Source organism: Streptomyces kaniharaensis (assembly GCF_009569385.1).
Lineage (GTDB): Bacteria > Actinomycetota > Actinomycetes > Streptomycetales > Streptomycetaceae > Kitasatospora > Kitasatospora kaniharaensis.
The window spans coordinates 703,448-718,291 of sequence record NZ_WBOF01000003.1 but is presented as its reverse complement, the minus strand read 5'-3'; the positions used below and the strand labels follow the sequence as shown (position 1 = coordinate 718,291).

The 14,844-nt window shown below is 73.9% G+C and carries 9 protein-coding genes; 2 read left to right on the top strand and 7 right to left on the bottom strand.

Going from position 1 to position 14,844, the window contains the following annotated elements; translation table 11 throughout:
- Positions 1-135 precede the first annotated feature (135 nt).
- On the bottom strand, positions 136-3,057 hold the full coding sequence (locus F7Q99_RS34390; RefSeq protein ID WP_326847468.1) for a cation-translocating P-type ATPase: 2,922 nt from the start codon (positions 3,055-3,057) through the stop codon (positions 136-138).
- Between the two features lie 407 nt (positions 3,058-3,464).
- On the opposite strand from F7Q99_RS34390, the gene F7Q99_RS34385 reads away from it, so the two are divergent.
- Both F7Q99_RS34385 and F7Q99_RS42870 read left to right on the top strand, forming a co-directional pair.
- On the top strand, positions 3,465-4,181 hold the full coding sequence (locus tag F7Q99_RS34385) for an ABC transporter ATP-binding protein (protein WP_153469155.1): 717 nt from the start codon (positions 3,465-3,467) through the stop codon (positions 4,179-4,181).
- Positions 4,182-4,184: 3 nt separating this feature from the next.
- Positions 4,185-7,121 (top strand): ABC transporter permease, encoded by a 2,937-nt coding sequence (locus F7Q99_RS42870; protein WP_153469152.1) that lies wholly within the window; start codon positions 4,185-4,187, stop codon positions 7,119-7,121.
- Positions 7,122-7,417: 296 nt separating this feature from the next.
- Here F7Q99_RS42870 and F7Q99_RS34375 read toward each other — a convergent pair whose 3' ends face one another.
- The 6 genes from F7Q99_RS34375 to F7Q99_RS34350 form a co-directional block, all read right to left on the bottom strand.
- A complete protein-coding gene (locus F7Q99_RS34375; RefSeq protein ID WP_456114939.1) occupies positions 7,418-8,956 on the bottom strand; it encodes an ISL3 family transposase in 1,539 nt (512 codons plus the stop codon).
- Between the two features lie 39 nt (positions 8,957-8,995).
- Positions 8,996-9,652 carry a CBS domain-containing protein gene (locus tag F7Q99_RS34370; protein ID WP_153469149.1) on the bottom strand — a complete coding sequence of 219 codons (657 nt, stop codon included), beginning with the start codon at positions 9,650-9,652 and terminating at the stop codon, positions 8,996-8,998.
- 29 nt (positions 9,653-9,681) lie between these two features.
- Positions 9,682-10,215: a flavodoxin family protein gene (locus tag F7Q99_RS34365; protein ID WP_153469147.1), complete on the bottom strand. Its 534-nt coding sequence runs from the start codon at positions 10,213-10,215 to the stop codon at positions 9,682-9,684.
- 92 nt (positions 10,216-10,307) lie between these two features.
- Positions 10,308-11,153, bottom strand: coding sequence for a universal stress protein (locus tag F7Q99_RS43475; protein WP_326847467.1), 846 nt, complete (start codon positions 11,151-11,153; stop codon positions 10,308-10,310).
- A 63-nt stretch (positions 11,154-11,216) separates the two neighbouring features.
- A complete protein-coding gene (locus F7Q99_RS34355; RefSeq protein WP_153469144.1) occupies positions 11,217-12,095 on the bottom strand; it encodes a universal stress protein in 879 nt (292 codons plus the stop codon).
- Positions 12,096-12,284: 189 nt separating this feature from the next.
- The gene (locus tag F7Q99_RS34350) at positions 12,285-14,837 is read right to left on the bottom strand and encodes a cation-translocating P-type ATPase (RefSeq protein WP_326847466.1); all 2,553 of its coding nucleotides are present in this window, start codon (positions 14,835-14,837) and stop codon (positions 12,285-12,287) included.
- Positions 14,838-14,844: the final 7 nt, after the last annotated feature.

Below are 14,844 nucleotides of genomic sequence, written 5' to 3'. Positions count from 1 at the left end.
TAGCGCCGGACGCGCCGAGGGTTCCCTCACTGCCACTGTCCACCCGGGGCGGTCGCCGCCCGCAGAGGCGGACGCCCCCGGGAACCGGCCCGGTCGGTCGCCGAATCAGGGCCGTTCGGCCCGGTTGCCGGGAGCTCACCGCGCTCGGTGTCCGTGCTGGGCGGCGATCCGGTGGGCGTGCGCGACGATGTCGGCGGCCGCGTGCTCGCCGACGCCGAGGGCGTGGGTGAGCCGGTGGGCGCTCCAGCCGTGCCGGGCGAGCAGGACGGGGAGCGGATGATGCGGAGTCTCCTCGGCGGCGGCCGGCACCGGCGCGGGCGGCGCCGAGGGCGTCGGCGCGGCCGTGTGGCGGCGGACGACCGCGCGGCGCAGTTCGTCGGCGCCCCAGACCAGGAACGGGAACGGAGCCACGGTGAGCAGCTGGGCGGGGGAGAGCGCCGCCGTGCCGAACACCCTGTGCAGCGCGGGCGCGTAGACGATCGCGGCGGCGAACGCCAGCGAGAAGCCGATGCCGCCGAGCAGCTGCGGATTGCTGAACACGCCGATCGCGCGCAGCGGGGCCCGGTCCGTACGGGCGGCGAAGGCGGTGCCGATCTGGCAGGCGACGATGCCCAACCAGGCGACGGTGGTGGCCTGTTGGTACGTCAGGTGCAGCGCCGTACCCGGCCCGGTCGGGTCGCCGGGCTGCCACCCGCCGACACTGAGGGTCAGGAAGTAGCCGCCCATGACCAGCGCGGCGGAGATCAGACCGAGGAAGCCCCAGGCACGGGCGAGCATGGCCGGTCGGATCACCCGCTCCGAGCGGGGCCGGGGCGGTCGGTCCATCAGCCCCGGCTCGGCGCGCTCGCGGCCGAGGGCGAGGGCCGGGAGCGTGTCGGTGCCCAGGTCGATGGCGAGGATCTGCATCACCGTCAGCGGCAGCGGGATCGCGCCGCCGGCGAGGGCGAAGGCCAGGAAGGGGACGACCTCCGGAACGGCGTGGGTGAAGATGTAGACGATGAACTTGCGGATGTTGTCGTAGGTGCGCCGCCCCTCCTCGACGGCCGCGACGATGGTGGCGAAGTCGTCGTCGGTGAGCACCATCGTGGCGGCCTCCCGGGCGACCTCGGTGCCGGAGCGGCCCATGGCGACGCCGATGTCCGCACGTCGCAGAGCGGGCGCGTCGTTGACCCCGTCCCCGGTCATGGCGACGGTGTGGCCCTCGGACCGCAGCGCGTCGGCGATCCGCAGCTTGGCCTCGGGCGAGGTGCGGGCGAAGATCACCTCCTCGCCCCGGGCCAGCAGCGCGTCCAGGCGGTCGTCGCCCATCGCGTCGAGCTCGGTGCCGGTGACGATGCGCATACCGCGGTGGCCGATGCCGACCTGCTCGGCGACGGCCGCCGCGGTCAACCCGTTGTCGCCGGTGACCACGTGCACGGTGACACCGGCCCGGTGGGCCTGCCGGATGGCCTGCGCCACCTCGGGCCTGGGCGGGTCGGCCATGGCGACCAGGCCGACGAGGCAGAGGTCGTGTTCGGCCTCCTCACGGCGGGTCGGAGGCGGTTGCCCGGGCGGGAGCGGCCGCCGCGCCACGGCGAGGACGCGAAGTCCGCGTGCGGCCATCCTGCCGACGGCGTGGACCACCTCGGTGCGGTCGGCCGGGGTGAGCGGGCGCGCGGTGCCGTGGTCGAGCAGCTGGGTGGCGTGGGTGAGCACCTCCTCCGGGGCGCCCTTGGTGTGCAGGACGACCGCGCCATCGCGGGCGTCGGCGGTGGTCATCAGCTTGACGTGCGGGTCGAAGCGGAACAACGCCCGGCGCTCGTGGTCCCGTCGGCCCGGTGTGCGGGCGGTACCGAGGCGGGCGGCCAGGTCGAGGAGGGCGAGTTCGGTCGGGTCCCCGTGCCCCGCCGCCGGATCGGCGGTGGTGCAGGTGGCGGCGGCGTCGGCAAGCAGCAGAACCTCCTCACCCGGCTCGGCGGTCCCGGTCGTCCCGGTGCCCGGAGTCCACACCTCGGTGACCCGCATCCGGTTCTCGGTCAGCGTGCCGGTCTTGTCGGTGCAGATCACCGTCGTCGATCCGAGGGTCTCCACGGCGGACAGCCGCTTGACCACCGCCCCGCGCCGGGCGAGGTCGCGCACGCCCGAGGCGAGGGCGAGGGTGATCGTCGGCAGCAGGCCCTCGGGCACGTTGGCGACGAGCAGGCCGATGGCGAAGGCCACCGCCGCGGTCAGCGACAGACCCGCTGCCAGGCCCATCGGCAGGAACGCGACCCCGACCCCGACCGCGATCACGGCGATCAGCCGGGCGACCCGCTTGACCTGGTGCTCCAGCGGGCTCTCCTCGCGCCGGGTGCGCTGGCTGAGCGCGGCGACCCGGCCGAGCTCGGTGTGCATGCCCGTCGCCGTCACCACCGCCAGGGCCTGCCCGCCGGTGCACGAGGCACCGGAGAACAGCAGGTCGCGGGCGTCCAGCAGAGGACCGCCGCCATCCGTGAACTCGGCGGACCGGAACACCGGCAGCGACTCGCCGGTCAGTGCCGAGAGATCGACCTCCACCCCGCCCGACAGGAGCCGGGCGTCGGCCGACACGCGGTCGCCCTCCTCCACCACCAGGACGTCGCCGGGCACCAGCTCCGTCGCCGGCACCGGCCGTCGCCGGCCGTCGCGGATCACCGTCGCCTCCTCGGGCAGGAAGCCGGCCAGGGCCTCCACCGCACGCTCGGCCTGCCGCTCCTGTACGAAGGCGAGCAGGGCGTTCAGAGCGATCACCGCCACGATCGCGCCCGCCAGGTTGGGAGCACCGCTGACGGCGGCCAGAACGGCGGCGCACGCCAGCAGCAGTGCCAGGGGGTGGGTGAACTGGCGGGCCAGCTCGCGCGGCCAGCGGCGGCCCTCCCGACGGGTGAGCGCGTTGGGCCCGTACACGGTCTGCCGGCGAACGGCCTCGCGTTCGGTCAGGCCGTCGGATGAGGTCCGCAGATCGCGGAAGAGCAGACCGAGGGGCTCGCGCGGGTCCGGGGCCTCCTCACCCGCACCCGGTGGGGCGGGTCGCCGGGTGGCCTGGCCGTTGCCGGTCACGGTCAGGCCCACTCGTCCGTCGGGCAGGACCCGGGCGCGTCATCGTCGAGTGCCGCTGCGGGGCGTTCGCTGGCGGATGTCATCACTTCCTCCACCGGGTGGTGCCGCGTGCCTCGCCACCACCGTAGGAAGGGGCTCCGACGGGGCGGCAGGGCCGACCGGCCCCCTCGACCAGGGCCGGTCTGCGCCCGCGAAGGGCCCTGGTGGTCCGGGGGAGGGCGCCCGACGGCCCCTGCCCGCTCACCGACGCGGCGACGAGAGTGGGCAGCGAGCCCGATCCCCGAGGAGGTGGCGGAGATGATCCGCATCAAGGTCATCACCCGGCCCACCCGCCCGCAGCAGCCTCCGCCTCTGGACCTGCGCACGCCGTCCGGCCGGCCGCTGCCCTACTGACTCCGGGAGTTGCCATGGATTTCCGCCGGCCACTGCTGGCCGCGACCGGCGTGCGCAAGACCTACCGGACCGGGACGGTCGAGGTGACCGCCCTGCGCGATCTCGACCTGACCGTGGAGCACGGGGAACTGGTCGGCGTGATGGGCCCGTCGGGGTCGGGGAAGACCACCCTGCTCAACTGCCTCTCCGGCCTCGACGACATCGACGCCGGCCGGGTCGAGGTCGAGGGCCGGGACCTGTTCGCCATGTCGGACGCCGAACGCACCGAACACCGGGCCCGGGCGATGGGCTTCGTTTTCCAGGCGTTCAACCTCATCCCCGTCTTCACGGCCGCCGAGAACGTCGAACTCCCGCTGCTGCTCACCGGCACCCCGCCGCGCGAGGCCCGCGCCCGCGCGATCGGCATGCTGGAGCGGGTGGGCCTCGAAAGCCGGGTGACGCACCGCCCGAGCGAGCTGTCCGGCGGCGAGCAGCAGCGCGTCACCATCGCCCGGGCCCTGGTCGCACGTCCGGCCGTGGTCTGGGCCGACGAGCCCACCGGCAACCTGGACAGCATCATGGCCGGCCAGGTGATGGACCTGCTGACGGCGCTCAACCGCGACGAGGGGCAGACCATCGTCCTGGTGACCCACGACGAGGCGATCGGCCGCCGACTGCCCCGCCTGGTCCGGATGCGCGACGGCCGTCTCGTCTCCGACCAGCGGCAGACCGAACTGCAGCGGGCGGGCTGAGCGATGTATCCGAACCTGCTTCCGCCGGTGCTCGGTGCGGTCGCCGCTGCCCTGCTCGCCCTTCTCGTGATCGCCGTGCGGCAGCCGGTGGTCCGGCGGCTGGCGCTGCGCCAGGTCGCCCGGCGCCGCACTGAGGCGGCCCTGGTCATCACGGGCTCCGCGCTCGGCACCGCCATCATCGTCGGCGCTCTCGTCGTCGGCGACACCCTGAACTTCTCCGTCCGGCAGCAGGCCTACCAGACGCTCGGCCCCGTCGACGAACGGATCGTCACCACCGACGCCGGCGCAGGACGGGCCGTGGCGGACCGATTGCAGCCGCTCGCCGCCGATCCCGAGGTCGACGGCGTCCTCACGGCTCAGGTCGCCCAGGCGGCTGCCGCGAACCACGGCGGCGCCCAGCCGCTGGCCGAACCACGGGTGCTCGCCTGGCAGATGGACCTCAGCGCGGCCGGCCGCTTCGGCACGGCAGGCGGGGGCTCCGGCCTGCACGGCCCGACGCCACAGCCCGGCCAGGTAGTGCTCAACGAGCCCCTCGCCCGGTCGCTCCGGGTCGGCAGCGGGCAGCTGATCACGCTCTACCTCTACGGGCAGCCGGTCGACTACCGGGTGGAGCGGGTGGTGCCGCAGCAGGGCCTGGCCGGGGCCGGCCTCGGCGGCCGCGTCAACCGCGACGTGTTCCTCCCCCCGGGTGCGCTGGACGCGGCGCGAGGCGCCACGGGCGCGCAGCCGCTGTCGGTGACCATGGTCTCCAACCGGGGCGGTGTCGAGACGGGCGAGAAGCTCACCGACTCCGTCACGGCGAAGATCCGTACCGCCCTCGGTCCAGACGCGAGCCGCGCCGCGGTCGACGCTCCCAAGCACACCGTGCTCCAGGAGGCCAAGCGGACCGGGGACGTCCTCGGGGCCTTGTTCCTCATGATCGGCAGCTTCAGCATCATCGCCGGCGCACTGCTACTGGTGAACATCTTCGTGATGCTCGCCGAGGAGCGGAAGCCGCAGCTCGGCATGCTGCGAGCGGTCGGCCTCAAGCGCTCCCGCCTGGTCGGCTCCTTCACCCTGGAGGGCGCGGCCTACGCGTTGGCGGCCACGATTCCCGGGGTGCTGATCGGCGTCGGCGTGGGCTGGGGAGTCGCCCTGATCGCCGCCCAGATCTTCCGCGGCTGGTCGGTGGACGGCGGCGGCCTCTCCATCGTCTTCGCCGTCACGCCGACGAGCCTGCTGAACGGGGCCGCGCTGGGGCTGGCGATCGCCCTGGCCGCGATCGCCGTCACCAGCGCCCGGATCAGCCGCTTCAACGTCATCGCCGCGATCCGGGAACAGCCGGCCGAGCCCGGCCGCCGGCCCCGCCGCCGGCTTCTGGCGATCTCCAGCGCGTTGGCCGTGCTGTGCGCCGTGGCGGCCGTTCCGGCGGTCGCCCGCAGCCAGGCGGAGCAGACCTACCTGCTGCCCGCGCTCGCCGTCGCCTTCGCCGTCCCCGCGGCCCGGCGCGTGCTACCGCGCCGCGTCGTCGCGAGCGTCGCCGCAGGTCTCGTCCTGGTCTGGTCCCTGACCGCCAGCGTGGTGCGCCCGCGCGTGTTCGACACCCCGTCGATGGCCGTGTACGTCATCCTCGGCAGCCTCGCCGCCTTCTCCGCGGTGATCCTGGTCAGCGAGAACCAGCAGGCACTGATGCGGCCGCTGCGCCGCGCGATGGCGCGCCCCACCCAACAGGGCCTCGCCCTGCGGCTGGCCGCCGCCTACCCACTCTCCAAGCGCTTCCGCACCGGCTCCACCCTGGTGATGTACACCCTCATCGCGCTCGTCCTGGTGCTGCTCACCGAGATCTCCGGCCTGGTGAACGCCAGCGTCGGCCAGGCCACCAGGGACGCGACCGCCGGCTACACGTTGCGGCTCGACTACAACCCGCAGGCCGTCGGCGGCGATCCGCTCGCCGCCCTGCGCACCGGTCCGCTCGCCGCCCAGACGGCCGGCGTCACCCCGCTGCTCAACGCGCGCGGGCAGTCGACCGACCCCGGACACCGCACCACGCGGCCGCTGGACACGGCGGTCGTCGGCGTGCCCGACGGCGCGGTCACGAGCATCGCCTTCCGCGACCGGCTGCCGGGCCTTCCCGACGACCGGGCCGTCTGGCAGGCGCTCGCCACGCACCCCCAGTACGTCGTCGTGGACAACTTCTTCGGCTCCACCGGCGGCCCCGCGGGCAAGTACTTCACCCCCGGCGACTCCCTCACGCTCACCGACCCGAGCACCGGCCGCTCCGAACAGAAGGTGATCGCCGGCGTCCTGAAGAGCGGGCTCGCGTTCTACCCGGCCAACGGGAACAGCGCCACGATCTACCCGCTGATCGCCGGCGAGCGGGGCGTGGCCCGGCAGTTCGGTGCCGACGCGCAGACCGCCAGCGCCCTGGTCCGCACGCTTCCCGGGGTCTCCCCTGAGGCGCTGGCCGGTCGTCTCCAGGGCGAGCACCTCTCGGCCAGCCTGGTGGCCAGCCCGATCGCCTCCGACGTGCACCGGTTGTTCGCCGCCGACACCGCCTTCTTCAAACTGATGCAGGGCTTCCTCGCCCTCGGTCTGCTGATCGGCATCACCGGCCTCGGCGTGGTCATGGTCCGGGCCGTTCGGGAACGCCGCCGCACCATCGGCGTGCTGCGCGCCCTGGGCTGCCAGGCCCGGACGGTCGAGCGCTCGTTCCTCTGGGAGAGCGGCTTCGTCGCCCTGGAAGGCGTCCTGCTGGGCAGCGTCCTCGGCGTGCTCACCACCTGGCTGATGTACCAGAAGAGTTCGGCCTTCACGGGGCTCGAAGGCGGCTTCCCGATCGAGTGGGGCCCGATCCTCACCCTGACCGGCGCCACCCTGCTGGCATCCCTGCTGGCCGCGCTCGGCCCGGCCCGGCACGCGGCCCGGATCAGGCCCGCCCTCGCGGTGCGCCTGTCCGACTGAGTCGGGAACACCTCGGTGCCGTGCCCGTTGCCCCCGCCGTCGGCCCGGCGGGCCGGGTAGTGGCTCCAGCCCGACCGTTGCTGTGGAACCCCGACAGCCGCTACTCCAACTCCCGCGGTCGGGACGGAGGCGCGGCCCGCCGGGCCGGATCCCGAAGGATCCGGCCCGGCTGTGATGTTCAGTGGTGGGGTGCCGAGTGGGAACCCAGCACCGCGCGCACTTCCGGGGGCGCGGTGATGGCGGGGGTGTCGTCGTTCCGGCTCTGTCCCGTAATCGGTGGTAGCGCTGTGTAGTGATCACTGGAGGAGGATGCGGTGACGGAGGAGGGTGAACCCGGCTCGGCCGTGCATCTGCCTCATGATCCGCTTGGTTCGCGTGTTGACGCCCTCGGTGCGGCCGTTGTGGTACGGGGTGGTGAGTCCGGCATCGACGGCGGCACGGTCGAGTTCGAGGCCGTTCGCGAAGGAATGCAGGTGGGGCAGGTCGACGGTGTGAACTGCCGTGATCCAGTCGGTGAGCTTGGCGTCGTTGCCCTTTGCCGGGGTCAGAAGCTTTGCGAACTCACCTGCCAGACAGGAGAGTTCGGTCATCTCGGGGCAGGCCTTGGTGAGTTCCCGCAGCAGTGCGGCGTCCTTGTCGCGCAGGTTCTCGGGGCGGGTGAGAAGGAGGCGGGCGAAGCGCTGTGGGGTGGTGACGGGCTTGTCGCCCTCGGCCCGGCCCTGGGTGATGTAGCGGTAGAGCAGGTTGAGGCTCCCGGTGTAGCCCAGCTCCTTGATCTCCCTGAAGAGCTGGAGGACTGGGACGGCCGGGTCTTCCACGCGGCGAGTACGCAGGTGGTCGCGGTAGGGGTCGACGAGCGTGGGCTTGTAGCGGGGTGCACGGCGGTCGCCGGTGGGCTCCATCATGCGGGCGTACCGCTTGACGGTGTTCAGGGCGACATCGAGGCGGCGGGCGCATTCGAGCAGGCCGACGCCCTTGTCGAGCAGATCGTGGACCCGCTGCCAGCGCTCGCGGGTGGTCTGCTCGCGCACGCCCCCGGGCCGGACGGGGTTCACGGCGGTGGCCCAGCAGGCGGCGTGGGAGCGGACCTCGGCCAGGACCTTGCCGCACAGGTTGCTCCACAGATGCCACCTGTCACTGACCTGGACCGCTTCGGGCAGGGCCTGGCGGATCGCCTCGCCGTAGGAGCCGGAGCCGTCCCTGCAGACGTACTCGGCCCCGGGATGCTCGCGCAGCCACGCCGCCAGGGTCTCGCCGCTGCGATCGGGCAGGACGTCGATCCGTTCGCCGGTCTCGGCGTCGATGATCACGGTCGCGTAGCGGTGTCGGCGCTTGAGGGCGAAGTCGTCGACGCCGAGCACGCGCGGGACGCGCGGCGGCGGCAGTGCCCTGCGCATGAGCACGCGCAGGGCGGTCGAGCGGGAGATCCAGCAGGCCAGCACGCGTGACAGGCGGGCGCCCGCCCGGCCCGCTAACTCCTTGACCACAGAGCCGAGCTGGTCGGCCAGACGGTTGGTGCGGCGCTGATACCGCTCCACGACGCCGGGAACCTGCTCGCGGAACGTCTGCCGCCGGCAGTCGAGCACCGGGCACACCAGGCGCCGCAACCTCACCGAGACAACGACCCGCCGTCCGTCCACCGGCACGTCCGCGACCCTTCGCCCGTGGAAACCGTGTACCTGCCCTGTTGGCGTCCCGCACACGGGGCACGGCACCGGCTCATCCCGGGTCCGCGCCGTCACCCGGATCAGGTCGCCCTCGTCCGCCACACCCTCGATGACCAGCGCCGAGAGCCCCGAAAACACCACGCTCACAAGCTCGTTGACATCTCGCACACCACGCCAACGATGCCGGTCACCCTTGGTTACCACCGATTACGGGACAGAGCCGTCGTTCCGGTAGCCGAGGGACTGGCGGACGGCCACCACGCCGTCCAACGAGCGGCACATCCGCTCGACGACCGGGACGAGGCTCCGGCGTTCGACCGTGCCCGTCAGCGTGACGACGCCGTCCTCCACGGTGACGTCGACATCGCCGGCCGGTAGCCACAGGGTGCCGAGCAGGACGTCGTGGGTGATCTCCGTACGGATCTCGGCATCGTCGCGCAGGAAGGGCCGCAGCAGGTCGCCGCGGCTGACGATGCCGGTCAGTCGGCCCTCGTCGTCGACCACGGGCAGCCGCTTGAGCCGCCTGCGCTCCATCACCCGCGCGGCCTTGACCAGCGTCCAGTCGGCCTCGGCGGTGACGACCGGGCTGGTCATCAACTGCTCGGCCAGCTCGGCCTCCGCGAGGTACCGCCGGTGCGGGTGGAGCCGCCGGGTGAGCGGGTGGTCCTCGTCCAGGAGGGCGGACTCCCTGCGGACCAGGTCGGCTTCGGACACGAGGCCGACCGGATGGTTCCGTTCGTCGACCACAGGAACGGCCGAGATGGCGTTGCGGTGGAACAGGCCGGCGATCTCCTTGAAGGTGGTCTCGCGGTGGGCGACGACCACATCCCGGGTCATCACGTCACGGACGGTTCGATGCTGCATGGTCTCCCCTTCCGGAGGCGTCGGGCCGATCAGACCAGGCCGGCGCCCCAGGCACGGGCGCGGTCGAGTTCGCCGCTGCGCAGCGGGCCGTCGAAGCCCTCGACGACGAAGCCCTCGGGTTCGGCGACCACGTCGTAGTGATGGCGGGACAGCCGCTGGGCGATGCCCTCGGCGGCGCCGCCGGATCCGGGCGTCGCGCCCCGGGTGTCGAACGCGGCGGCGTAGGTGCCCGGCTCGGTCTTCGGGAGGCTGTGGAACCAGGAGCGCAGGCCCGGCCCCTCGGCGGTCGTCCGGGCCTCGGCGGCGGCGGCCTCGTGGCCCTCCTTGTGGTTCTCGGCCGCGACGGCCATCCGGCGGCTGAGCCCGGAGGACATGCTGCGCATGTGGGTCGGTCCGCCGACGACCAGCAGGTCCGCGGACCGCGTCACGTCGGTGCCGGCCTCGGTCAGCGGGAGGCAGTCGACGGACGCGCCGGGGTCGGCCTCGTGGACGCCCTCGGCGATGGCCTCGGCGATTTCGCGGGTGTTCCCGTACATGCTTTCGTACACGATCACGGCGTGCATGGTCTCCACCTTTCGTCACCCTCAGGCTTACGCCGGGAGTACCGTCCGGGCGCGGGCCGTTCGGCCCGGATCGGGCTGCCGGACGGTCCGGATCAGCCGTGCGGGACGACCGCGACCGGGCAGCGGACGTGGTGGATGACGGCGTGGGCCACCGGGCCGAGGTGGGCACCGAGCGGCATCCGGCGGGTGCGGCGGCCGACGACGAGCAGCCGGGCCGTCGCCGCAGCGTCCACGAGGACGGCGGCGGCGTGGCCCCGGACGAGGCTCGCCGTCACGTCCATGTGGGGGTACCGGGCCCGCCAGGGCGGCAGGACCTCCGCAAGCCGGGTGCGTTCGATGGAGGACAGGTCCTTCTCCTGCCCCCCGATCGCGTCGAGCGCCATGTACTCGCTGCCGGCCGGAGGCGACCAGGCGTGGACGATCCGCAGTGGTGCCTCGCGGTGGGCGGCGGCCTCGAAGGCGAAGGCGAGTACCTCGTCCGCGGGGTGCGCGAGGTCGAGGCCCACCAGCACGGCACCGTCCGGCTCGCCCGCCCCGGAACGGACGAGCACCACCGGGCAGGCGGCCCGGCGCAGCACCTCCTGGCTCACCGAGCCGACCAGGAAGCCGTGCACGGCGCCCAGCCCGCGTGAGCCGAGCACCAGCAGGGCGGCGCGCCGGCCGGCCTCCTCCAGCGCCTCGGCCGGCTCGGCGCGCACGTGGGAGGAGGTGACCGGAAACCCGGTTCCCAGGGCACTCAACTCCGCCTCGCGGGTCGCCAGTTGCGCCATGGCGCGGTGGTAGGTCTCGTCGCTCCCGACCACGTCCCGCGTCGGCCAGGGCCAGGCTCGGAGGAGCACGAGGGGACACCTGCGGCCCTGCGCCTCGCGGACGGCCCACTCGGTGGCGGCGAGGCTTTCGGGCGAGCCGTCGAATCCCACGACGACCGGGCCGTTCACGATGTCCTCCGTACAGGTCGGGAGCGGGGAGTCGAGGTCGGCGTCTCTCGACGTCGAGCCGGTTCAGCGCGGGGAAGAGGGCACGATCACGACCGGGCAGTGCGCGCGGTGCAGCAGGCCGTGCGGGACGGAGCCGAGCCGCATCCCGGTGAAACCGCCGCGCCCCCGGCGGCCGACAATCACGGCGAGGGCGTGCTCGGAGGCCCTGCCCAGTTCCTCGACCGGGTGGCCGTGCACCAGCTCGTGGGACATGGCCACGTCGGGATGGAACTCGTGCCGCCCGGTGGTGCTCTCGAAGAGCAGCCGCCGGAGGACCTGCTCGGTGGCGGCATCGTCGGGATTGCCGACCGGCGGACGCTGCCAGACCCAGAGGACGCGCACGGCGGCATGCCGTTCGTCGGCGAAGTCGCAGGCGAAGTCGACGGCGGGCTCCGAGGACGGGCTGCCGTCCACGCCGACCACGACGTACGGCGGGTCCTGGGTGATGTGCTCGGGGTCGCGGACGACGACCACCGGGCAGTGAGCCTGCGCACTGACCGGGACGGTCACCGAGTAGGCGCTCAGGGCCTCCGCCGTCCGGCCCAGTCGGCGTGAGCCGAGGACGACGAGTGCTGCGTGGGCGGACTCCCGACACAGCACCGGGGCCGGGACATCCTCGGCGATGGCGGTGGTCACGGCGAGATCGGGGTGCCGTTCCCGGGCCACGGCAGCGGCCCGGTCGAGCGCCTGATCGCCGCGTTCGCGCAGGGCCTTGTGGTAGCGGCCCTCGTCGAAGGCGCGGAACTCGCGGAACAGGGATGGGACGGCGTGCACCAGCTGCAGCGGCAGGCCCCGGCGGTCGGCTTCGTCGGCGGCCCAGGCGGCGGTCATCCGGCCGGTGTCGTGTGCGTCGACACCGAGAACGACGGGACGGCGTAGGCCGTCGGAACTCGGGGGTGTCATGGCTCCTCCTCGGGCCCGGTGCCCGGACTCCTGCTCCCACGCTAGACAGGCCCGGCGCCCGGCACGAGGGCCGACCGGCCCAGGCACCGGAGCCACCCCTCCAGCGGCGTTCGTTCGGCTCCGGGGCCCGGCTCAGGTAGGACTCCACGAAGGCTTCGTAGCGGTCGGTGGCCAGCGCGGCCGACGGCGTCAGATCCCCTGTTTGCACAGCCGTGCCGCCGCGAACCCGGCGAGCCCGGCAGCTGCGGGCGCGGCGAGGTCGGCCGGGGACAGCGGCGCGGTGTCGAGCACCTCGCGGAGGAACGGCAGGTACAGGGCGGCCGCCGCGAGCGCGGCGGAGGCGAGGACGGCTGCGGGGAGGAACGGGTTCGCGCGGGTCAGCAGCCTCTCGCGCAGGCCCAGGACGGTGCCGAGCTGCGCGGCCAGGAGTGCGAGGAACAGGACGGTCTGCCAAGGCCGTTCGCCGTTGCGGGCCCAGAGCGCCGCGCCGAGGGCGACCGCGGCGACCACCAGGCCGAGCAGCAGTACCCGTTGCCACACGCCGGAGCCCAGGATGTGCTGGTGCGGAGGGCGCGGGGGCCGGGCCATGGCGCCGGGGGAGGCCGGCTCCGCGCCCATGGCGACGCCGGTGAGGCCGTGGGTGAGCAGGTTGATCCAGAGGATCTGGCCCGCCCGCAGTGGCAGCGCCAGGCCGAACAGCGGGCCGGCCAGCATCACCAGGATCTCGGCCGCGCCGCCCGCCAGCCCGTAGACCAGGAAGCGGCGGATGTTGTCGTAGACCCGGCGGCCCTCCTCCACCGCGCTGACCACGGTGGCGAGTTCGTCGTCGGCGAGGACCAGGTCGGCGGCCTGGCGGGCGACTTCGGTGCCTCGCCGGCCCATGGCCACACCGATGTCCGCCTGGCGCAGGGCCGGGCCGTCGTTGACACCGTCGCCGGTCATCGCGGTGACGGCGTCCCGGGCACGCCAGGCCTGGACGATGTCGAGCTTCTGCCGGGGGTCGGTCCGGGCGAACACCCGCGCGCGGGTGAGGTCGGTGACCTCCCCGGCCGCGAGGGCCTGCCCGTTCACCACCGCTTCGGGGCCGGCGGACGGTTCGAGCAGGCCGATGCGGACGGCCAGGGCCCGGGCGGTGGCCGGGTGGTCGCCGGTCACCAGGACCGGTGTGATGCCGGCGCGGCGGCAGGCGGCGAGGGTGGCGGCCGCGGAGGACCTGGGCGGGTCGGCGAGCGCCGTCAGGCCGAGGAGCTTCAGCCCCTGCTCGGCCTCCTCCGGTGGTTCGGGGAGGTGATCGAGGCGTCGCTCGGCCACGGCGAGCACCCGGGAGCCCTCGGTGGCGAGCCGAGCGGCCGCGCGTCGGGTCTTCTCCAGCAGCTCCGGGGGCTCGGCCAGCACGGCAGGGTCGAGGACTGCCTCCGGTGCACCCTTGAGGCAGGCCAGCAGACTGCCGTCGGGCGCCCGGTGGACCGTGCTCATCAGTTTGCGGGCGCTGTCGAACGGCGTCTCGGCGACCCTGGGGAACGTCTCCCGCAGCCGCTCGTAGTCCAGGCCGGCCTTGCCTGCGGCCGTCAGCAGGGCGGCCTCGGTGGGATCGCCGAGCGCCCCCCATTCGCCGTCCTCGCCCGTCGGCGGCCGGAGGGCGGCGTCGTTGCAGAGCGCGGCAGCAGTGAGCAGGTCCTTCAGCTCGTCGTCGGCAGCTCCGTCGAGCCGGAGCTCACCTGCGGGCCCGTACCCGAGGCCGGTGACGGTGGCCGCCGAATGCGGCGACCAGAGGCGCTCGACCACCATCCGGCCCTGGGTGAGCGTCCCGGTCTTGTCCGTGGCCAGGACGGTCACCGAGCCGAGCGTCTCCACGGCTGGCAGCCGTCGGACGACGGCGTGGCGGGTCGCCATCCGCCGCGCGCCCAGAGCGAGCGCGAGCGTGACGACGGCGGGCAGCGACTCCGGTACGGCGGCGACCGCCAGGCTGATCGCCGTCACCCCCATCTCCCCGGGTGGCTGGTGCCGGAGCAGACCGAGGACGAAGACCACCGCGCACAGGCCGACCGCCACGGCGGCCAGCACCCGGCCCAGTCCGGCCAACCGCCGCTGGAGCGGCGTGGGTTCGGGCCGGGGCCGCAGCAGCGCCGCGATCCGGCCGAGCGCGCTCGCGGCGCCGGTGGCGGTGACCACGGAGAGGGCCCGGCCCCGCAGGACCACCGTCCCCGCCTGCACCACGCCGTCCGCCGGGCGTTCGGCCTCGACCGCCTTGGCCACCGGGAGGGACTCGCCGGTCAGCATCGATTCGTCGACCAGGAGGGCCGCCGACTCGATGAGCCGGGCGTCGGCCGGGACGACGTCTCCCTCGGCGAGGGCCACCACGTCGCCCGGGACGAGCTCGGCGGACGGGACCTTCCGCTGCTCCCCGTCGCGCAGTACCCGCGCGGCCGGCGCGGAAAGCCGCGACAGCGCCGCGACGGCGCTCTCCGCCCGGACCTCCTGGACGACGCCCACAGTCGTGTTGACGACGATCACCAGCGCGATGACCACCGCGTCGGGGTGGTCGCCGATGGCCAGGGTCAGCGCCACGGCGCCGAGCAGCACCATGATCAGGGGGTCGCGCAGCTGGGCGGCCACCCGGGCCCACAGCGGTACCCGGTGGTCGGCGGCGACCACGTTCGGGCCGTGCTCGGCGAGCAGCCGCGCCGCCTCGGTGGTGGTCAACCCGTCGGCGCTGGTCGGGGCATGGGAGGCGACGGTCACGGCGGCG

Excerpts from the sequence above, each read along its gene's own strand:
- F7Q99_RS42870 (WP_153469152.1), top strand. The coding sequence starts at position 4,185 with ATGTATCCGAACCTGCTTCCGCCGGTGCTCGGTGCGGTCGCCGCTGCC.
- F7Q99_RS34385 (WP_153469155.1), top strand. The coding sequence starts at position 3,465 with ATGGATTTCCGCCGGCCACTGCTGGCCGCGACCGGCGTGCGCAAGACC.
- F7Q99_RS34355 (WP_153469144.1), bottom strand. The coding sequence starts at position 12,095 with ATGACACCCCCGAGTTCCGACGGCCTACGCCGTCCCGTCGTTCTCGGT.
- F7Q99_RS34370 (WP_153469149.1), bottom strand. The coding sequence starts at position 9,652 with ATGCAGCATCGAACCGTCCGTGACGTGATGACCCGGGATGTGGTCGTC.
- F7Q99_RS34365 (WP_153469147.1), bottom strand. The coding sequence starts at position 10,215 with ATGCACGCCGTGATCGTGTACGAAAGCATGTACGGGAACACCCGCGAA.